Below are 20,699 nucleotides of genomic sequence, written 5' to 3' on the forward strand. Positions count from 1 at the left end.
GCTTACGTGGCCGCCTCTTCCAAACCATGGCGCATGGCATAATGCCACAGCACCGCGCCCAACAGGACGCTGGCCGCGACCGAGCCGGCAAAGACGCTGATACTGGCGCCCAGCGCGCCGATGCGGGGCAGCAGTACGAGCATCAAGGCGATCTGCAGGGCAACCGCCACAGCGCGGGCGACGGTGGCGGAAAGCGCGCGATGGACCGAGAGCAGGATCGGTTCGAACGCGGCGGCGGCGAGTTCGATCGCGCCAGCCCCGGCCAGCCACAGCAGATAGATATAGCCCGCGCCGAAATCGTGCCCACCCACCAGGACCAGCAGGTCGTGCCCGGACACGGCCACCAGCGCCATGACCGCGCCTGCCGCGCCCAGGCATGCCAGCCCAAGCCGCAGCACGCCGGACCGAAAACGCGCACGCGAGGCGCTGCGGATCGACCGGACGATTTCGGGAAAGGCGGCACGCGTCAACAGGATGGACAGCTTGGACAGCGCATTGGCAAGCTGGGCGGCCAGGCGGAAGGCGCCGGCTGCCTCTGCCCCGGCAAAGCCGCCAACCAGGAGCAGAGGTGCTTGGCGCGCGGCCAGGCCCAACGTGGATTGGCCGTTGGTGCTGATCAGCACGCGCGCAATTCCGGGGTTTTCCGCACGGACGGCGCGCCAATCGAACGTGGCGGCCAACAGCGAACGGACGTCGCCGGTTTGCGCCGCGAGCGCCCAGGTTGCCGCCAAAGTCAAAAGCTCTGCCACCGCCCAGGCCAGCAGGAATCCCGCCAGGTCGGGCCAGAACCACTGGGCCAGGCTGGCCCCGATCAACCGGCCGATCGGCTGCACGCTATCGGCCATGGCTGCCAGGCGAAAGCGATCGCGCATGCGCAGGATGCCCGTGGGGGTGGAGCGCAGCGTGACCAACTGCACCACGGCATAGCCGATGGCAAATGGCACCACCGCGCTATCCATGCCAAATGGCGTGGGCCACAGCAGGAACAGCGCGATGACCAGGCCGATGCCCACGCCGGCACTGCACACCTCGATCAGCGCGGCCGCCTGTTCCAGCCGCCAGGTTGCGCGCGGGTTTCCGGCACCCTCGTGCGCGAGCCCGTATTGCACCACAACTTTCCACGTTTCGAAGCTGACCAGCATGGCCAGCGTCTGCGCCGTCCCGGTGATCAGCGCAAAGCGGCCGAAATCAGCCAGCCCCAGCGTGCGCGTGGCCATGCCGATATAGACCAGCGACAGCACCGCCATCAGTGCATTGCTGGCCAACAGCCAGCCCAGATTGGCAAGGACCCCGCGCCACCGCGATCGCGCGGTCACGCGTGGGCTCCATCCGCGGCGCGTCTCGCAGGCCCGGCCTGGGCCAATTCCAACAGCGCATCGGCCGCGCGCTGCACCGCCGGGTGTCCGGGCTGATGCGAAACCGTATCGTCGAAAATCGCCTCTTGCACCGCGCGATAGGTGGCGTGGCGCGCCCAGGCGCCAGGGATCAAGGCGGCCAGGCCCGCAGCATCGCGCGCCACATCGCCGGCGCGCCAGGCCGGATAGGCCCCTTCGCGCGAACGCGGATCATGCGAAAACGCGTCGAGAAACAGCAGCGGGCGTGGCCTGACCAGGAATTCATAGACCTGGCTCGACACGTCGCCGATATAGGCCTGCGCCGCGAGGGTGTAGGTCATGTCGACGAGCGCCGTGCTGCCGGTGTCGATCAGGATATTGGGCGCCGCCCGCCAGCGTGGATCGATGCCGGGGCGCAGGCGCGCTGTGCGATATTCGAGCGAAACATGCAGTTTCTTGGCAAACAGCATGATGTGCGGGGCAAAAATCAGGTTGTAGCCCTGCCCTTCGCCTTGCGTGAACCAATCGAGCAGCGCGGGACCGTGGTCGTACCAGCTCGACAGCAGCGGGTCGAAGTGCGGGTTGTAGACCAGCACTGGATTATCGTTCGAAAACAGCTTTTTCGACTGCGAAAGGTCGATCGTGTCGAACTTGGGATAACCGATCACCCGCAGCCGTTCGGCCGGGGCTACGCCACGCGCCACCATTTCGCGCGCGGTCTTGTGGCCACTCACCATGATCAGGTCGAACCCACCCTTTTCGGGATGATAAGACACCATGCGGTCGCCCGCCCCATGCGGAACATAGGCAAAGCGCGCGCGGCCATCGGACGCGCGGACCGAAAGGCACGTGCGCTCTGCGCTGACCACCACGCGGGCCGCGTTGATGCGCACGGCGTGATGGCGCAACCGCATCAGCCGGCGCACCGGCGCGACCTTGTTGGGCAGGGCAAGCGTCGCTTCCAGCCAGGCCGGCAGGGCCATGTCGAACCAGCCGACCCGTGCGGCCGCATCAGGACCCAGGATCGTTTCCACCCGCGCGCGGATAGCCGGCGTTGCCGTGGCACACGTGATGGGTTGGCCCGGCGCGCCCGTTTCGATCAGCGCCCGCGCGATGCCGGCAATATGCGCAACCTGGTGCGGGGCATCGTGATTGAACAGGAACAGAATGTCGTCCGCCATGCGCCGGCGCTCTCTCAATTCATCGAGAATTGCAACCTTTTACCGCTTGGCATGGGCGCGTGCATACCTACATCGCGCGCTGCACGCCGGCCACAGGAGATGCCATGAATAATCACGCCATGATGACCCGCGCCCGCCGGATGGACGCGCGCCTGATCAGCGCCCTGGCGGCTTGCGGCCTGGCGCTTTCCCTGGGTGGCGAAGCCGTCGCGCAAGCACAAGTGCGAACGCCCGACCAAGGCTGCCTGCCCGGCCAGCCGGCGTTGACAGTGGAAGTGAGCGGCTTCGTCAACGATACCGGCACGGTCCGCGCGCAACTCTACGGCCCGGGCGGCGCCCGCTTCCTCGACAAAGGGCAGTGGGTCATGCGCATCGAACAGGTTCGCCGCGCGCCGGGACCGATGCACTTCTGCTTTCCGATCAACCAGCCAGGCGACTATGCGGTGGCGGTGCGCCACGATGCCAACGGCAACGGCAAGTCCGACTGGAACGATGGTGGCGGCTTCACCCGCAACCCGCACCTCTCGCTGATGCGTCTCAAGCCGTCGTTCACGCAAAGCGCGGTGCCGGTGAACGGCCGCTCGGTCAACGTGGCGGTGGTGATGCAATACCGGCGCGGGCTTTCGATCGGCCCGATTACGCGATGACCGGCTGCTGCTCTGCCAAGCCAAGCTGCGCTGGCAGCACCAGGCGCACCAGATCGCCGGCATCGGGCGTGGAAAGGAACGTGAGCGCGGGCGCGTAAGCGATCTCGAACAGCAGCGCGCCCAGCACTTCGCCCGTTGCGGCGCCGTTGGGAAAGCGGGTGCGCAGATAGCCGCCCAATCCGCGCCAGCCCTCGCGCACGATGTCTTCCAGCCGCGCCAGGCAGGGTGAGCCCGGCGGCAACGTGCGCGCCAGTTCCAGCACCGAGAGCGACCATCCGCCATGCCGCGAGCGTTCCTGCGCCCACTGCGCCAGGATTTCGATCACCGCATCGGCGTCGGCGGCGGCGGCCAGGCGTTCCAGCAATTGTTCGCGATTGCTGACGGCGTCGGCCTCCAACACTTCCAGATAGATCGCTTCCTTGCATTCGAAATTGGAATAGACCGCGCCCTTGGTGTAGCCGGCAACTTCCGCGATCCGTTCGAGCGAGGTAATCGCATAGCCATCGCGCCGAAACAGGTCTGCCGCGGCCTGCAGCAGCCGCTCGCGCGTTTGGGCCTGGCTTTCGCTACGCTTCCTTCGGACCAAATCCAGGGCCTCCCTCGATCGCTGCATGGCAGTCTGCATGCCGCCGTTGCCCCAGGATTAAGCGGCGCCGCCGCGCTGGGCAAGAGGCCTAGGAACCCGACCCGGCAAACGCGGCCCGCTGGCTTACCGTGCCATCGGAACACAGCACATCGGGCGCGATCACCACGCGGTTGCGGCCCTGATGCTTGGCCGCGTACAGCGCCGCGTCGGCCGTGCGATAGAGCGTGCCAAAGTCATCGCCGGGGCGCGCCATGGCCACGCCCACGCTGACGGTGACCTGGCCTGGCCCAAGAATGGGCGAATGGTCGCAACCGCTCAGCCCCGATCGCACGCTTTCGGCAAGCTGCAGCGCGGCAAAGCGGCCCATGCCCTTGACGAGCAGCGCGAATTCTTCGCCGCCCAGCCTTGCCGGCACGCACGTCGGCGCTTCCCAGCGCGCCAGGCGCTTGGCCAAGGTGATCAGCACGCTGTCGCCCGCATCATGGCCGTGGGTGTCGTTGATGGCCTTGAAGCGATCCACGTCGAGCAGCAAGAGGGCAAGTGCATCGCCATCGTCCAGCGCTGCGCCGGGCGCCTCGACGACGCGATCGAACAGCGGGGCGATCGCGGCCATGAAGCCGCGCCGGTTGCGCAGCCCGGTCAGCGGATCGCGGCGGGCCTGCTCGTGCGCCGCAGCTTCGGCCACAAGCGCGCGATCCCGCTCGATCCGCATTCCCATGAAGCGGCGGGTTGCCGCCACGGCCAGCCACACCGTCTGCCAGGCGGATGCGGCGAGCACCATCATCTGCGACCCGCCACCCCAAAAGGCGTGGTTGGTGTCGATCACGCCCGAAAGGCCCATCACCAGCATGGGCACCGCCCAAGCACCGACGAATGCCCGCGCCGCCGCGCTGCCCCGCAGCCATGCGACAACCAGGCAGGCGCCCGCCAGCGCCAGCAGCAGCAGCACAAGCAGGCCCAGCACTTGCGCCCACAGCTCCATCGGCCCGCTGCGCATCAGGCTGAGCGGCACGCCGAGGCCACCACAGACCAGCGCCACCAGCAGCGTGGTGCGCGCCAGCCATGGGGGGAGATGCTGCCGGTCTATCGCCGTGATCAGGCTGAGCGTGCCGAGCAGCGTGGCAAGACACGAAAGCGCGATGCACGCCTGGGCGGATACCGCACCTGCCATGGCGGGCACGAAAAACAGGTGGAACTGCGACCATAGGGCGCCCCAGGCCACCATGCAGGTGGCCCACGCGCCCTGCCAGGCCGGAAACTGGCGGCGCACGGCCAGGGCGAGGCCGAAATTGTACAGCGCGCCCACGGTCAACAGCATCAAGGCCGCACCGATCATGCAAGCCATGGCGGTGGCCTGCAACTGTGCCGCGCCGTTATCGACCAGGCGCATGCGCAGCATCGGCGCAGACGCCAGGCGATCGAACCGCAAGACGATCCGGGTGAGCGGCGCATCGCGCAGGGGTGGATCGAACGCGATCTGCCCGCCCAGCCGCCAGCGGGCGCCATAGTTGCCATGCGCCACGCCCTGCCATTCGGCACTGCCATCGGCATAGAAGAAGCCCACTCGCAGCGCGTCAAAGCGCGAGGAGTGCACCATGACCACCGGCTGTGCGCCAGCACGCGCCAGGGTGGTGGCACCAACCTGCAGCCAGAGGCTGCCGTGCTGGTACCCCTGGGGTTCGCCCCGGCAGACAAACTGCCCTGGAAGCGGCAAGTCGCGACCGGGCGCAGGGGTTGCGCTGATGGCGTGGCAGGTGTTGGAAAGGGTGATCCACTGGTCTGGCGCAGCCGCCCAGGCTGACGCGGCCGGAGCGGCAAACAGTAGCAGCAAGAGCAGTGCGCAGAGCAGGCGGCGCCCCGTGCTTTGGCGCCTATGCCATTGTCTGCCAACGCTTGCTTGCGAACCCGTCATGGTTTGCGTCTTGCCACAAACCCCTGTGCAAATGATTACCGCCGGTCAAAATCCGGCCCGGCGCTGGGGGGAGCGCCGGGCCGGCGGGGGATGGCAGCTGGTCGGAATGGGGGGCGACCGGCCGCCGGGGGGATGGAACTGTTCAGAACCGCAGGCGTGCCCCCACCTGCAGCGAGCGGGGCGCCCCGGGGGCCAGGAAGGTGGAATTGACCAGGGGGCGCTCCCCATCGATCACCGGGCCGGCGAAGGGGCGCGACACCACCCGGCCCTGCCCGTCGAACGCTGTCGCACCCAGCTGGGCGGCGGTGGCGTAATCCTTGTCGAACAGGTTGCGCACCGTGGCGAAAACGGTCAGCCGCGCATGCGGCCGCGCTTCGACCCCCAGGTTGAACACGGCATAGGGATCGGTCTTGCCAGGCCCCAGGTAATAGACCCCGTCGGCCTGATGTGCGTTGTTTTCGTTGCCGCGGGCATAGACACCCGAAACCGCCACCATATCGAGGTTGATCGTCAACCAGTTGGCCGCCTCCCACCCGATCGCGGCCTTGGCCGTGTGGCGTGCGAGCAGGGGAATGCGGTCACCGCGACGGATCGTGATGTTCCCCTCAAAGCCCGGCGCTTCGGCATCGCTGCTGCTGTTGCCCGATCCGTTGACCACTTCACGAGACTGGTAGGTGGCGTCGAGCAGGGTATAGCTGGCGGAGAACGTGAAGCGGTGCAGCCGCGCGTCGGCCGACAGTTCGACACCCTGCCGCCGCGTCTTGCCGAAGTTGCGGAAATAGCCGTAGCCCGAGGCATCGTTGGCCACGAACAGGATATCGTCGCTGCTTTGCGTGCGGAACAGGCTGGCGTGAACATGGCCCCAGCGGTTGCCGGCATCCAGGCGCAGTTCCAGCGTGCGGGCCACGACCTGGCGCAGCGGCGGATCGCCGGCCAGCGCATTGGGCAGGCGGCAGGGGCTTTCGGGATCGGAACAACCCAGTTCCACGGCAGAGGGCGCCCGGCTGGCCTGGCTCCACGCCACGGACAGCGTGGTGCCGTCGCTGGCCTTGCCGGTAAGCGTGACCGCCGGGTTCACCCGCTGGTAGACCGGGCTGCTGTCGAGCGAGCCGGTGCCGCCGCCCGGCGTGATCGCATCCCGGTTGCGGATCGCCACGCGGTCATAGCGGGCCGCCAGATCGAGCGACAGTGCTTGACCGAGCGCCACGTGATCGAGCGCATAGGCCGAGAGCACTGTGGAGCGCGCCCGCAGATCGACCCGCGCATCATAGGCGTTTTCGGAATCCTGCGTGCCATCGGCAAAGGCGCCCGGCCCCGCGACCGCCACCACGGTGCGATCGGGCAAGAGATAGCCGAACTGGGTGCTTTGGGTGAAATGGGCAGTGCTGCCCACATAGGACCCGCCAAGCGTCAGGTCGTGCCGCAGCGGGCCGCTGGTCAGCGTGGCCGACGCTTCCAGCGTGGCGCCCCATTCGCTTTGCCTGGTTTGCGAGCGGTTGACCAGTCCGTCGCACTTCTCGTTGGGCTCGCTGTTGAGCAGGACATTGGCGATGCAGCGCCATTTGGGAAAGGGCGTGTTGGCCTGGGTTTCGCCCGAGGTGGGAAAACCGGTATAGCCCGCAGCCGTCAGCGCGGCCTGTTCGGCGCCGTTGGGCTGATAGAGGTTTTCGCCCAGCGCGTCGTCGTTCACGTCGCCGTTGTAGGTGGTGGTGCGGATGTGCCGCCAAAAGGCATTGCCGCGCAGGTGCAGCCCGCCCGCAAGGCTCGTTTCACCATTGAGCACCACCATGCCCATGCGATTGCGGGTGTTGTCGGGCGCGGTGTAGATGCTGCGGCGGTCTGCGGCCAGCAGGCGCATTTCCTGCAGGCCGTTGCCGTTGAGGTTGGTATCGGCAAAATGGCCGGTGAGTGACAGGGCAGAGGCCGCGTCGCTCCACCCCAGCTTGGCGAGCGCCCGCGTCGCGCGCGATGGCGAAAGATCGCGCCAGCCATCTTCGCGGAAATGATCGGCGGTCACGAACCAGTCCACGCCGCTGCCGGTCACGCCACCGGCGGCCACGCTGCCGGTGACCCGGCCGAACGATCCGGCAGAGGCCTCGACCAAAACGCCGGGATCGGTCTTGCCGCTCTTGCTGCGCAAGACCAATGCCCCGCCCAGCGCGTTGCGGCCGAACTGCGGCGCGGCGCCGGAAACGAGATCGACATCGGCAAGCGCGCCGGTGGGGATCAGATCCCAGCTGACCACATCGCCGAACGGTTGGTTGACGCGCACCCCGTCGAGATAGACCGAAAGACCCTGCGCCGTGCCCAGCAACGGTGAGGCGGTCAGCCCGCGGTAGTTCACGTCGGGTTGCAGCGGGTTGCCCTGGATCTCGTTGATGGTGACGCCGGGAGCGGTGCGGGCGAGATGTTCGGCCACGCTTACCGCGTGCGTGGTTTCAAGCGCCTTGGCGTTGCCCACTTCGTCGGCCTCGCCCGAAAGCGGCGTTGCCCGCACGATAATGTCCGGGTTGACCGGTTCATCGGCCAGAGCAGGCGCCACGCCAGCGGGTGAAAGGCACTCCGCCAGCGAAACCCCGGCCAGCAGCCACATCCCCTTTGCCATTCCCTGCCCCCTCGTGTCGTTGTGGGCAGTGCCGTAACAGGCCGAAACGCAAAGAACCTGAGCGACCGCTCAGGCTGACCCAAAGTATGACAGGCGAAATCCCTGGCCGCGCACTGCCGAAATGCCCAGGCCACAGGGCGACAGCCGCTTGCGCAGCGCGCTGACAGCCACATCCACCGCGTTGTCGGTGATCACGGCTTCGGCGCCCCACACGCGATCGACCAGCGTGGCCCGCGCGACCACGTCCCCACGCGCCAATGCCAGTTCCGCCAGCAGGGCCAGGCTGCGCGGTTCGAGCGCGAGCGGCGCCCCTTGCCAGGCGGCGGTTCCCGCCGTGCGATCGATCACCAGGTCGCGCCAGGCGATCGGCGGGGGCACCAATTGTGCCGCCCGGCGCACCAGCACGTCTACCCGCGCCGCCAGTTCGGCAAAGGCAAAGGGCTTGGGCAGGTAATCGTCTGCCCCGGCGGCAAAGCCTTCCAGGCGATCGTCCAGCGTGGTTCGCGCGGTCAGCATCAGGATGGGCATGCCATGCCCGGCGGCGCGAATATCGCGGCACAGGCCCAGGCCATCGGCATCGGGCAGGCCAAGGTCGAGCACCACCGTGGCGATCGGCTCGCGCGCCAGGGCCGCGAGCACGCCCGCCCCCTGGCGCAGCCACCGCACGGCCAGGCCACGTCCGCCCAGCCCATGCACCACGGCGCGGCCGATCCCGGCGTCGTCTTCTACCAGCAAGACCGCGCTCATGCGCGATGCCCTTGCAAGGGCAGGCAAAAGCGGATCAGGCAGCCGCCCGCCGGCTGATTTTCCGCGACGACGGTGCCGCCGTGTTGTTCCACCACCCAGCGCGCCAGCGCCAGGCCCAGCCCGCTGCCGCCGCGCTGGCGGCCTTCCTGCGCCTGATAATAGGCATCGAAAATGCGCGGCAGGTCGCTTTCCATCACACCGGGCCCCCGATCGCTCACCGTAATCTGCGCCGTGCCTTTGCCGGGCGTGAGGCAAACGGCAAGGGCCGAATCCATCGGCGCGAATTTCAACCCGTTCTCGATCACCGCCAGCAGCGCCTGGCGCAGCCATCGCGCATCGCCCTGCATGGGCAATGCGGCGCCCGGTGCCGCCAGTTCGATCGTCACGTCCACGCTGGCGGCATAGCTGCGCGCAGCGGCCACCGCCTGCGCCACCACCGCGCCCAGATCGAATGGCGCATCATCCAGCGCCAGGCGGCCATCGTCGGCGCTGGCCAGGCCCAGCAGTTCCTCGATCCGGTGGGTGAGAAAGCCGGCCTGCGCCACCACATGACCCAGGGTTTCGCGCAGGAACGCCGGGTCAGCATCCCCTTGGTCCAGCGCCACTTCGGCGGCGCTGCGCAAGGCAGCCACCGGGGTGCGCAACTCGTGACTGGCCTTGGCAAAGAACAACCGGCGCGAGGCATCCACCGCCTCGATCCGGGCGGTGCGGGCCCGCACCATGGCTGCCAGGGCGCGGTTGCTGCGCCATAGCAGCCATGCGCCACAGCCGGCGCAGGCGAGTGCCACGGCGGCCAGCAGGCCGGCCAGGATCATGCTTTGCTGCCCCGCGCGCGCCAGCGCGGCGCGGCCTGCCTGCAATTCGCCACGCTCCTGCGCGTCGATCGCATGGGCCAGGGCCTGCAACCGGGCATTGGCATCAGGGTGCTGCGCCAGATTGGCCAGCGCCTCGGCGCGGGCCAGTTCGCGGCGCTGGTGATCGTCTGTCTCGCCGCCGGCCTCGCGCGTTTCGGCAGCGATCAACGCGCGGTAATCGATCAAGGCCCGGTCCAGCGCCGGCCCGGGGCCGGCCGGCGCCAAGGCCACGATACGCGCGACCGCCGCGGCCTGCCGTTCCGACAGGCTGGCCAGCAGGAACTGCCGGTTGGCCCCCCGCGCGCTGATGGCAAAGGCCACGACCAGCCCGGCAAGCGCGGCCACAAGCACGGCAAACAGCGCTGCCGCCAGGCTTGCGCCCCAGGCCAGGCGGCGATCCGGCGGGGCCGAAGGGAGGATGACGGCGGCTTGTTCCACGATGCGCCATCATCGCGGGGGGGCCGGCAAAAGCCAAGCCCCCCTCACCCATGGTGCGTCACCCCGCCTTGGGCGCCCCGGCAGCAGCGCGGCCATCCTGCCACCCGCCGCCGGTCGCGCGCAGCAGCCGCACCGCCGCCTGCAGGCGCTGGGTATCCACCTCGATCGCCTTTTGCCGGGTGCGCAGCGCGGTGGTTTGCGCGGTGACGACGTCGAGATAGCTGACCGCCCCGCGTTCATAGCGACGCATGGCCAGCGTTTCCACATTCCCGGCCTGTTCTGCGGCGTGGCTTTCCGCCGCTGCTTCGTCGCCCAGGTGATGCAGGCGGGACAGGCCGTCTTCCACGTTCTGCACGGCACTCAGCACGCGGCCGCGATAATCGGCCGTCGCGGCATCCCATTCGGCGCGGGCCTGCATCACGCGGGCATGGCGGCGCCCGCCGTCGAACAGCGTCAGCACGGCGCTGGGCCCGATGGACCAGAACGTGTTGGGCGCGGCAATCAGATCGGACAGGGCCGTGTCCTGCAGGCCGACTTGCCCACCCAGCAGCAGCGAGGGGAAGAACGCCGCACGCGCCACGCCGATGCGGCGGTTGGCGGCGTACATCCGCCGTTCGGCCGCTGCGATATCCGGCCGGCGCTGCAACAAGGTGGACGGCACACCCACCGGCACTTGCGGCAGTGCCAGCGTGCGATCCGCCGGGGCGATGGTAAATCCGGTGGCTGGTGCGCCAACCAGCGTCGCCAGGGCATGCTCTGCCAGGGCACGGGCGTTGCGCGCATCAGCCAGGGCAGCCTGCGCTTCGGCGAGCTGGGTGGCGGACTGGCCGGTTTCCATGGCGTTGGCGATGCCCCCGGCAAAGCGGCGCCCAGTCATGTGATCGGCCTGGGCATAGGCCTGGACCGTTGCATCGAGCAGGGCGATGATCCGGTCCTGCCCGCGCAGCACGGCATAGCCTTCGGCCAGCTCCGCCTGGAGTTGCAACCGCGTATCGGCCACATCGTCGGCCGCCGCTTGCGCATCGGCGCGCCCGGCCGCGACATTGGCCCGCACGCGGCCCCAAAGGTCGGCTTCGTAGCTGCCGTTGAGGCCAACGGTCTGCGAACCGTAATAGTCCGGCTGTGTCGCGCCACGCAGGGGACGATCATTGGACTGGCGGTTTTGCGTGAGATTGGCGCTGGTGCCGAGTTGCGGGAACAGATCAGCCCGCGCCTGGCGCAACAGCGCGGCCGCCTTGTCGTGCCGGGCCACGGCGGCCGCGAGCGATGGATTGCCGGTATTGAGCTGCTGTTCCAACCCGTCGAGCACGGGATCGCCGAACACCGTCCACCAATCGGTGGGCGTCGCTGCGGCGCTGCCATCGGCCGGCACCCACGGACCGGTGCCGGCAAAATTGGCTGGCAGGCTCACTTGTGGAGGATGATAGTCCGGGGCACTGGCGCAACCGGCCAAGGCCAGCACCAGCCCTGCAACCAGGCCGTGGCGATGACGGCCCAAAGACTTAGCCATGGTGCCCCCCGTCCACGTGCACGGGATCGCCATCGGCGATGGAATCGGGCGGATTGTCGATCACCTTGGCCCCGGCCGAAAGGCCCGAAACCACTTCCACCGCCTTGCCCAGATCGCGACCCAGCGTGATCTTCACCAGGCGCACGCGGCCATCGCCGCCCACCGTCGCCACTTGCGTGCCGGCGGCGCGGAACAGCAGCGCGCTCGACGGGATCGTGACGGCGCCCGCACCGCCCGGCACCTTGAACGCCACCTGGGCATAGCCGCCCGCACGCAACGCATGGGCGGTGTTGTCGGCCAGCAATTGCACTTGCAGCGCCCCGGTCTGCGGGTTGATCGCGTCAGACGTACCGACCACCTTGGCGGCAAACGTCTGGCCCGGCTGATCGGGCACGGTCAGCGTCGCTTCCACACCCGGCTTCATGGCTGCGGCATAGGTCTGCGGCACGCCCACGTAGATGCGGATGCGGCCAACATCGGCCACCGTGAACATTGGCTGCTGGTTGGTGGCGCCGGGCCCCACCAGATCGCCGATATCGGCGTTGCGCTGCGTCACCACCCCGGCGAAGGGCGCTCGCACCGTGGCATAGGCCTTCATGGCCAACAGCCGCGCAAGGTCTGCCTCCGCCCCGCGCACGGTCGCCACCTGGACAGCCAGGTTCCCGTTGCGCTCGTCCGCCTCCTGCTGCGAAACCGAATGGTCGGTCAGCAGGTCGTTCCACCGCGCCGCCGTGCTGCGCGCCAAAGATGCCCCGGCGCGCGCCTTGGCCAGAGCTGCGCGGGCGGCTACGATCTGCTGGTCCAACTCGGGCGTCTCGATCTGCGCCAAGGGTGTGCCCTGCCCCACGCTGGCGCCAATATCGCGGCTCCACGCCTGCATATAGCCAGGCACGCGGGCAAAGATGTGGGCTGTGTTCCATGCGGCCATGGTGCCCGGCAGGGTCAGGTCGCCGCTGGCAGCCGCGGGCGTCACATCGACAAGGTGGACGGTGGGAATTGCCTGCGCCTCGCTCCACGCGTGGGTGTCAGCCGCTTCGCCATGGCGGGTGTAAAGCCCCGCGCCCACGATCACCGCGGCGATGACGCCGGCCACGATGCCGGCCGTCTTCAGGCCGCGTGGCGGATTGGCGGGGGCGTCTTCCTGGCCCACGATCAGGCTGGTTTCATTCTGCATGGACAAGGTCTCCCTTGAAGAAGATGGGGTCATCGGACGGCGCGGGGGTATGCGCGGCGGCAGAGCCGCCCGGCCGGTGCTTGCGATGGACGATGGAAAAGACCACGGGCACGAACACCAGCGTGGCAATGGTGGCGCAGATCAGGCCGCCGATCACGGCACGGCCGAGCGGAGCGTTCTGTTCGCCCCCCTCGCCCAGGCCCAGGGCCATCGGCGCCATGCCGATGATCATGGCCAGGGCCGTCATCAGCACGGGACGGAACCGGGTGGAGCCGGCCTCGATGGCGGCCAAGGTGGCATTGCCCAGCACGGCCAGCCGCTCTCGGGCAAAGCTGACCACCAGCACCGAATTGGCAGTGGCCACGCCCATGCACATGATCGCACCCGTCAGCGCCGGCACCGACAGCGGCGTGTGCGTGGCAAACAGCGTCCAGGCAATGCCCGCCAGCGCCGCTGGCAGGGCCGAGACGATCACTGCCGGGTCGATCCAGCTCTGGAAGTTGACCACGATCAGCAGGTAGATGAGCACCACCGCGCCGATCAGCCCGAGCACCAGCCCGGTGAAGGCCGAGTTCATCGTTTCCACCTGGCCACGGATCGTCACCGTGGCGCCCTTGGGCAGGCTGCTGGCGGTGTCGTGCAGGATCTTCTGCACGTCGCCCGCCACGGCGCCCAGGTCACGCCCTTGCGTGGTGGCATAGACATCATAGGCGGGCTGCACCGAATAGTGGGAAATCAGCGCTGGCGAAGGCTCCCGCGTCATCGTGCCCAGCGCGCCCAGCAGTTGTACCGCGCCGGGGCGCGAGGAACTGACGGGGATGTTCTGCAAGGCGTTGATGCTGTCGGTGCGATACTCCGGCGTCTGCACCACAATGGGGTAGGACACGCCGTTCTTGGGATTGAGCCAGAACGTGGGCGCCACCTGGGAACTACCGGCAAGGTTGACCGACAGGCTCTTGGTCACGTCGTTCTCCGTCACGCCAAGCCGGTCGGCCTGGGCGCGATCGATGTCGAAACGCAACTCGGGATGGTTGGTGGCCTGCTGCATGCGCACGTCGGCAATCCCTGCGACGTGGCCGATGCGGCCCGCCAGCATCCGCGCATAGGCGGCGTTGCCCTTGGTATCGGGCCCGGTGATCATCACGTCGATCGGGGCCGGCGCGCCAAAGTTCAGGATCTGGCTGATGATATCGGCCGGAAGGAAGGAGAACGTGGTGCCCGGAAACACGCGCGGCAATCGCTCGCGCAGCGTGCGCACATAGCCATCCGTGGGATGATGCCCTTCGCCCAGCGTGACCAGAATATCACCATCCTGCGATCCGATCCCGCCGCTGTTGGCATAGGCAACGTTGATCCCGGACGAGGACATGCCGATGTTGTCGACCATCGAGACCAGCTCTCCGGGCGGCACCGCGCGGCGGATCTCGTTCTCGACCTTGTCGAACAGGGCAGCGGTTTCTTCCAGCCGGGTGCCGACCGGCGCACGCACATGCAGGCTGATCTGGCCGGAATCGACGCTGGGAAAGAAATTGCGGCCCAGGAACGGCACCAGCGCCATCGACACCAGCACCACGATCATGAAGCCCGGAATGAACCGGCGCCGGCTGTGCAGCGCGGCACGCAGGGCGGCCACATACCAGGCGCGGATCGCCTCGAACCGCGTTTCAAAGCCGTGCTGGAACCGGCGCAGCGCCTGCACGAGCCGGTTCTGGCCCGGCTCCTGCGCCGACAACGCATCATGGCTGACCATCACGTCCACCGCATGGGGCGATCCATGGGCGCGCAGCAGGAAATTGCTCATCGTGGGCACCAGCGTGCGCGACAGCACGAAGCTGGCGATCATCGCGAAGACCACCGCCTTGGCCATCGGCGCGAACAGGAACCCGGCCACGCCCGGCAGGAAGAACATCGGCAGGAACGCGATGCAGATGCACAGCAGCGAAACGAACGCCGGGCGCACGATCTGCTCGGCCCCATCCATGATCGCCTGGGCCACGCCCTTGCCCTGTTCCAGGTGCCAGTTGATGTTCTCAATGGTGACGGTGGCATCGTCCACCAGGATGCCCACCGCCAGCGCCAGGCCCCCCAGCGTCATGATGTTCAGCGTTTCGCCGGTCACCGCCAGCCCCGCCACCGCGGCCAGAATGGCCAGCGGGATCGAGGTGGCGATGATCACGGTCGAGCGCCACGATCCCAGGAATAGCAGGATCATCACGCTGGTGAGCGCGGCCGCCAGCACCCCTTCGCGCACCACGCCCGAAACCGCCGCTTTCACGAACAGCGACTGGTCCGACAGCAACTGCACCTTGAGGCTTTCGGGCAGCGTCTCTTTCAGCTTGGGCAACAGCGCCTTGATGTTGTTGACGATATCGACCGTGGAGGCCGAGCCTGACTTGAGGATCGTCATCAGCACGGCACGCCCGCCATCGACGCGTACTTCGTTCACCTGTGGGGGCGAACCATCGTGCACGTGGGCCACGTCACCGATGGTCACCGTGGTGCCGTCAACCGTGCGGATCGGCAGCGCGTTGAGCTGGTCGATCACCTGCGGGCTGTTGTTGAGGCTGATGGTATATTCGAATTCGCCGATCTTGCTGGTGCCGGCCGGCACGATCTGGTTCTGCGCCGCCAGGGCCGTGCCTACGTCGGCCGCCGAAAGATGGCGTTGCAGCAAGGCCGCGGGATCGAGGTCGATCTGGATCTGCCGCTCGCGCCCGCCATAGGGCGATGGCACTGCAGCACCCTGCACCGTGGCAAGCTGTGGGCGGATGCCGTTCTGCCCGAGGTCATAGATCGCCTGTTCGGAAAGTTGGCCCGAAGACAGCGCCATCTGCAGGATCGGCACCGTGGCCGCGCTGTAGTTGAGGATCAACGGCGGCGTCATACCCGGCGGCATCTGCTTGAGCACGGTCTGCGACACCGAGGTGACTTGCGCGGTGGCGGTGCGCACGTCGACGCCGGGGCGGAAGAAAATCTTGACGACCCCCACGCCGTTCATCGACTGGCTTTCGATATGGTCGATATCGTTGACCGTCGCGGTGAGCGAGCGCTCGTAATAATAGACCACCCGGCCTGCCATGTCCTGCGGGGGCAGGCCGCGATATTGCCACACGGCCGCGATTACCGGGATGCGGATATCAGGGAAAATGTCGGTGGGGGTGCGCAGCCAGGCGATCGAGCCGGAAAGCACGATCAGAATGGCCAGGACGACGAAGGTATAAGGCTTGCTGAGCGCGAGCTTGACCAGTTGCAGCATGGCGTTCCCAAGGGTTTGGCCTGGCTGCCAACACTTCGCACGTGCGAATGCGGGACCCACCAGGCACCATAAACGTGGGATGGCGCCTGTGGTGCAGCGCCAACCGCCGGCTCCATTGAACCTGCGGCGGGCGCCTTGCCAATGAAATGAATTTCACATGGGAATGGCGGCGTTGGCGCGGATGCGCGCGCACAGGCCTGGGCGTGCCGCGTCGGTGCGCGCAGGCAAGAGCTCGAGGGCGAACTGGTGCAGATGGGCAATGGCGGCGACCACGCTCAATCCCAGGCCCGATCCCGGCACAGCGGGCGAGGCCGCGCCCCGGTCAAACCGACGCACCACGGCCGCCACCTGTTCGGGCGGAATGCCGGGGCCTTCGTCGGCAACGGCGATCACCGTTTCGTCATTCGCCTGCGCGATCGTGACCATCACCGTGCCGCCGATGGGGCTGAATTTGATGGCGTTGTCCACCAGGTTGCTCAGCGCCTCCACCATCAGCTGCCCGTCGCACAGCAGGGTTGCGGGCGCCAGCTTGCCGGCCAGCAAGGCCACATCGCGCTCTTCGGCCAGCGGGGCATAGAGATCGATCACCACAGCGACCAGTTCATCGATCCGGGTGGCGGCAAAGCCCTGGCGGCGATGCCCCGCTTCCAGGTCCGAGATGCGCAGCAGGGCGGCAAAGCGGGCCAGCACGGTATCGAGGTCTTCGATCGCCGCCCCGATCCGCCCTGCCTCGGCAGGTGGCAATTGCGGCGCGCGGGCGGCGCGATAGAGCTGGTTGCGCACGCGCGTGAGCGGGGTGCGCAGATCGTGCGCGATGGCATCGGTGACCGAGCGAACCTGCGCCATCGAGCGTTCCACCTCGCCCACCATCTGGTTGACTGTGTCGGCGAGCAGGTCCAGTTCGTCGCCGCGCCCGTCCACCGGCATCCGCGCGTCGAGACGGCCGGCCGCGATCTTGCCCGCCACGCGCTGCAGGCGATCCACCCGCCGCAGCGGCCCCAGGCTCAACGCCAGCCCCGCGCCAAGCAGCAACGGCACCACCACCAGACCACTCGCCAGCAGGATCGCCAGCACGTTGTTGCGCAGTTCGGTGATCACGGTGGAATCCCGGCCGACCATCAGGATGGCGCCGTTCGGGGTGCGCTGCGCCAGGATATGCAGCGGCCCGCGCACGTCGGGCCCATCTTCGCGCGCATACGTGCGGCCCAAGCGCAACGGCGGGCTGGCGCCGAGGTCACCTGCCACCCAGCGCCCGCCGGGGGAGATCAGCCCGAAATGGCCCAGTGGATTGGCCCCGGCACGGGCAGACGCCTCGACTGCGGCGGGCAGGTCGCTTTCCGGCAAGGCCTGCAGGCGCGCCATTTCGGCACGCAGTATCAGGTCCACCCGCGTGTCGAGGTTGCTGGCGGTCAGGCTATAGACCATGGCCAGCACCAGCAGCACGGCCAAGACCGCCGCCCCGCCGAACATCACCGCCAGGCGAAACGTGCTCGTCTTGCGAATGGCTGAAAAGCGCGGCCAGTTGCGCTGCGCCTCAGCCAGCATCGAAGCGGTAGCCTTCGCCTTTGACGGTCTCGATCAGCGAGGGACAGCCCGGCAGGTCGATCTTCTTGCGCAGGCGGGCGATGTGCACGGCGATCAGATTAGCGCCGGGATCGAAGTAATAGCCCCAGACCCGCTCGAAGATGATCTGCCGCGCCACCGTTTCCCCGGCGTTGCGCATCAGGAATTCCAGTAGGCGAAACTCCATGTGCAACAGGCGCACCGCCTCGCCGCCCACGCGCACTTCGCGGCGGATCAGGTCCATCTCGACCGGTCCGGCAACCAGCATGGCGGTGGATGCGGCCATCTGGCGCTGGCGGCGCAGCAGCACTTCCACGCGCATCGCCATTTCATCGGGCGCGAAAGGCTTGATCAGGTAATCGTCACCGCCTGCGCGCAGGCCGGCAATGCGTTCGTCCACATCGCCCAGCGCGCTGATCATCAGCACCGGCAGCGTAAGCCCCGCCGCGCGCAACCGCGCCACCACCGAAAGCCCGTCGAGTTCGGGCAGCATGCGATCGAGCGTGATGGCATCGAACGGCTCGCGCAGCGCCAGTTCCACGCCCGCGCCGCCATCGCCCACCGCGCGCACGTCGTGTCCGTGGCCGGCCAGTTCCGCCACGATTTCGGCGGCGGTGTCGGGATCGTCCTCGATGACCAGTATGCGTGCCATGGCGGCGGCTTGTAATCACCCCGCGCGGCGCTGGCCAGCGCGCTGACGAATGGCTATGCGCCGGCCATGACGCAGACTGTGCCAACCGGGCCGGAAACGCCCGCCCCATCGCCATACGAACTGCTGGGTGGAGACGCCATGGTGCGCGCCTTTGTCGCGCGGTTCTATCAATTGATGGACGAACTGCCCGGCGCCGCCGCCTGTCGCGCGGTGCACCCGCCATCGCTGGAACGGGCGCAGCAGCGGTTGTTTGAATATCTTACCGGCTGGCTCGGCGGGCCGCCGCTCTACACCAGCCAATATGGCCATCCACGCCTGCGCATGCGCCATATGGTGGCGCCGATCGGCCGCGCCGAAATCGAAGGCTGGCTGCTGTGCTTTCACCAGGCCTGGTCGGAAATCGTGCCGCCATCGGCGATGTCCGCTGCCATTGTCGAGCGCGTGGAGGCGCTGGCGTGGCACATGGGCAACCAGACTGGTGATAATGCAAAGCAAAGGTAAATTTCCTCGCCAAGCCATGTGTGCAGTGCAATAATATCAAACGCATCCAGACCGGACGGATTCGCCAAAGGGTTCGCATTCTTCCTATCTTATGGCGAACAGGAGTGTCATTATGGACCAATCTCCCAAACTGTGGAGCGTGCTGCTTTGCAGCATAGGCCGCCACGATCCGAACCGCGGCAAACGCTATTACGAGGCCGGTACCGAGTATGCCCCGTGCCGGAATTGCGGCCGCCCCTTGCGCCACTGGGGCCATCGCGACTGGCGCCCCTAAATCCTGCAGCCGTGGTTTGCATCACGGCTATCTGACGGCAAGACCAGCGCATCGAGTGCGGCGGCAAGACGATCGATCACCGGTGATTGCGCAGTGGCCACACCGATCAAGAGGCCTGGTTGCGCCGGCCCCACGAACAGGCCTGACAACGGCAGAACGCCCAGCCCCCGATCCTGCAGCTGCCGGGCCAGCGCGGTATCGTCATGATGCCTCGACGCCAGCCACAGCGCCAGTTGCAGCCCGCCATCGACCGGCCCGGCCCGCCAGCGCCCCGCGGCAACAGCGTCGAGCCTCTCGGCGGTTTCGACCATCCGGGCGTGATAGACCTTGCGCATGCGCCGGACGTGAGCGTTGAGGTGCCCTTCCTCCAGAAAATCCGCCATTGCCGCCTGCAGATGCATCGGCACCGTTCCGCCTGAAAGCCGCACGGCCGCCTGCATCGGCGCCACCAGGCGTGGCGGCACGATGGCATAGGCAATCCGCAATCCCGGAGCCAGAACCTTGGAAAAGGTGCCGAGATAGGCAACGCAGCCGCGCTCATCCAGGCCCTGGAGGCTCGCCAGCGGCCGCCCGGCGTAGTGGAATTCGCTGTCGTAATCGTCTTCCACCACAAGCGCGCCACAGGCTGCCGCATGGTCGAGCAGGCGCAGCCGCCGCGCCAGGCTCATCGCCGCGCCAGTGGGATACTGGTGCGAGGGCGTCACGTGAATGAGGCGTGGAGGCGGCCCGGCGGGAGCTTGGCCAAGGTCGATCCCCTCCACATCGACCGGCACCGCCGCGATCCGCGCGCCAGCCCGCTGCAACAGCGCCCGGGCCGTGGGATAGCCGGGATCTTCAACCCAGGCCGCATCGCCCGGCGCCAATACCAGCCCGGCCAGCAGCGCCACGGCCGCAGCGGTGGATGGCACGATCACCACTTGCGCCGGATCGGCCACCACAGCACGCGTGCGGCGCACGTGATCCAGCACCGCTGCACGCAGGATCGGCAAGCCCTGCTCGTCGCCATAGCCCAGGTCATGGACCCGCAGGCCGCGCGCCCGTGCAGCCAGGCAACGTGCCCAGGTGGCGTGGGGAAATGCCTCGAGATCGGGCAGACCGGGGCGCAGCGGCAGGAAGCGGGCTGGATCGGGTGAGCCTGGCGGCGGCACAGGCGCGAACGATCGACCATCTGCGGCGCCTTGCGGCGGCGGCGGCAACGGCGCCACCCGCGTGGCCGATCCCCGCGCCGCGTTGACATAGCCTTCGGCTGCAAGCCGATCATAGCCGGCCACCACGGTGCTGCGTGCCAGGCCCAGTGCGGCGGCGAGCGCGCGGGTGGAAGGCAGCGGCGCGCCGGCCTGCAAGGCGCCGCCCAGGATGCGGGCGCGAAACGCGCGATAGATCTGGCCTTCCAGGTCGCCCACGGCGCGGTCGAGCACCAGCCAGGTTGTCGGTTCGATAGCCATGCCCCATCAAACTGGACTGG

15 protein-coding genes are annotated in these 20,699 nt (G+C 67.9%); 2 read left to right on the forward strand and 13 right to left on the reverse strand.

Annotated elements, in window-relative coordinates:
* Positions 1-2 precede the first annotated feature (2 nt).
* Both FHW94_RS07515 and FHW94_RS07520 read right to left on the reverse strand, forming a co-directional pair.
* The gene (locus FHW94_RS07515; RefSeq protein WP_168555033.1) at positions 3-1,316 is read right to left on the reverse strand and encodes an oligosaccharide flippase family protein; all 1,314 of its coding nucleotides are present in this window, start codon (positions 1,314-1,316) and stop codon (positions 3-5) included.
* Positions 1,313-2,515: a hypothetical protein gene (locus FHW94_RS07520; protein ID WP_168555034.1), complete on the reverse strand. Its 1,203-nt coding sequence runs from the start codon at positions 2,513-2,515 to the stop codon at positions 1,313-1,315. Before FHW94_RS07520 ends, FHW94_RS07515 begins: the two co-directional genes overlap by 4 nt.
* A 104-nt stretch (positions 2,516-2,619) precedes the next feature.
* Here FHW94_RS07520 and FHW94_RS07525 point away from each other — a divergent pair, with 104 nt between their 5' ends.
* A complete protein-coding gene (locus FHW94_RS07525) occupies positions 2,620-3,162 on the forward strand; it encodes a DUF2141 domain-containing protein (RefSeq protein ID WP_168555035.1) in 543 nt (180 codons plus the stop codon).
* On the opposite strand, the gene FHW94_RS07530 is transcribed toward FHW94_RS07525, so the two are convergent.
* From FHW94_RS07530 to FHW94_RS07575, 10 genes are all read right to left on the reverse strand, one after another.
* The gene (locus FHW94_RS07530) at positions 3,152-3,748 is read right to left on the reverse strand and encodes a TetR/AcrR family transcriptional regulator (RefSeq protein WP_168555036.1); all 597 of its coding nucleotides are present in this window, start codon (positions 3,746-3,748) and stop codon (positions 3,152-3,154) included. The two genes, FHW94_RS07525 and FHW94_RS07530, sit on opposite strands and share 11 nt — an antisense overlap.
* Before the next feature lie 88 nt (positions 3,749-3,836).
* Complete coding sequence (locus FHW94_RS07535) at positions 3,837-5,579, reverse strand: GGDEF domain-containing protein (protein WP_168555037.1); 1,743 nt, start codon at positions 5,577-5,579, stop codon at positions 3,837-3,839.
* 223 nt (positions 5,580-5,802) lie between these two features.
* The gene (locus FHW94_RS07540; protein WP_168555038.1) at positions 5,803-8,265 is read right to left on the reverse strand and encodes a TonB-dependent receptor; all 2,463 of its coding nucleotides are present in this window, start codon (positions 8,263-8,265) and stop codon (positions 5,803-5,805) included.
* A 69-nt stretch (positions 8,266-8,334) separates the two neighbouring features.
* The gene (locus FHW94_RS07545; protein WP_168555039.1) at positions 8,335-9,012 is read right to left on the reverse strand and encodes a response regulator transcription factor; all 678 of its coding nucleotides are present in this window, start codon (positions 9,010-9,012) and stop codon (positions 8,335-8,337) included.
* A complete protein-coding gene (locus FHW94_RS23690) occupies positions 9,009-10,304 on the reverse strand; it encodes a HAMP domain-containing sensor histidine kinase (protein WP_168555040.1) in 1,296 nt (431 codons plus the stop codon). Before FHW94_RS23690 ends, FHW94_RS07545 begins: the two co-directional genes overlap by 4 nt.
* A 58-nt stretch (positions 10,305-10,362) precedes the next feature.
* A complete protein-coding gene (locus FHW94_RS07555) occupies positions 10,363-11,814 on the reverse strand; it encodes an efflux transporter outer membrane subunit (RefSeq protein WP_168555041.1) in 1,452 nt (483 codons plus the stop codon).
* Positions 11,807-12,988 carry an efflux RND transporter periplasmic adaptor subunit gene (locus FHW94_RS07560; RefSeq protein ID WP_168555042.1) on the reverse strand — a complete coding sequence of 394 codons (1,182 nt, stop codon included), beginning with the start codon at positions 12,986-12,988 and terminating at the stop codon, positions 11,807-11,809. Before FHW94_RS07560 ends, FHW94_RS07555 begins: the two co-directional genes overlap by 8 nt.
* Entirely contained in the window at positions 12,978-16,244 is a 3,267-nt protein-coding gene (locus FHW94_RS07565; protein WP_168555043.1) for an efflux RND transporter permease subunit, read from the reverse strand. The genes FHW94_RS07560 and FHW94_RS07565 overlap by 11 nt, the downstream gene beginning before the upstream one ends.
* A gap of 153 nt (positions 16,245-16,397) precedes the next feature.
* The gene (locus FHW94_RS07570; protein ID WP_168555044.1) at positions 16,398-17,789 is read right to left on the reverse strand and encodes a HAMP domain-containing sensor histidine kinase; all 1,392 of its coding nucleotides are present in this window, start codon (positions 17,787-17,789) and stop codon (positions 16,398-16,400) included.
* Positions 17,779-18,459 carry a response regulator transcription factor gene (locus FHW94_RS07575; protein ID WP_168555045.1) on the reverse strand — a complete coding sequence of 227 codons (681 nt, stop codon included), beginning with the start codon at positions 18,457-18,459 and terminating at the stop codon, positions 17,779-17,781. The genes FHW94_RS07570 and FHW94_RS07575 overlap by 11 nt, the downstream gene beginning before the upstream one ends.
* A 66-nt stretch (positions 18,460-18,525) precedes the next feature.
* Here FHW94_RS07575 and FHW94_RS07580 point away from each other — a divergent pair, with 66 nt between their 5' ends.
* A complete protein-coding gene (locus FHW94_RS07580) occupies positions 18,526-18,960 on the forward strand; it encodes a group II truncated hemoglobin (RefSeq protein ID WP_168555046.1) in 435 nt (144 codons plus the stop codon).
* A 270-nt stretch (positions 18,961-19,230) separates the two neighbouring features.
* Here the strand turns inward: FHW94_RS07580 and FHW94_RS07585 are convergent, their stop codons facing one another.
* Positions 19,231-20,679, reverse strand: coding sequence for a PLP-dependent aminotransferase family protein (locus FHW94_RS07585; RefSeq protein WP_168555047.1), 1,449 nt, complete (start codon positions 20,677-20,679; stop codon positions 19,231-19,233).
* Positions 20,680-20,699: the final 20 nt, after the last annotated feature.

The organism is Novosphingobium sp. SG720, from assembly GCF_012275365.1.
Classification (GTDB): Bacteria; Pseudomonadota; Alphaproteobacteria; order Sphingomonadales; family Sphingomonadaceae; genus Novosphingobium; species Novosphingobium rhizosphaerae.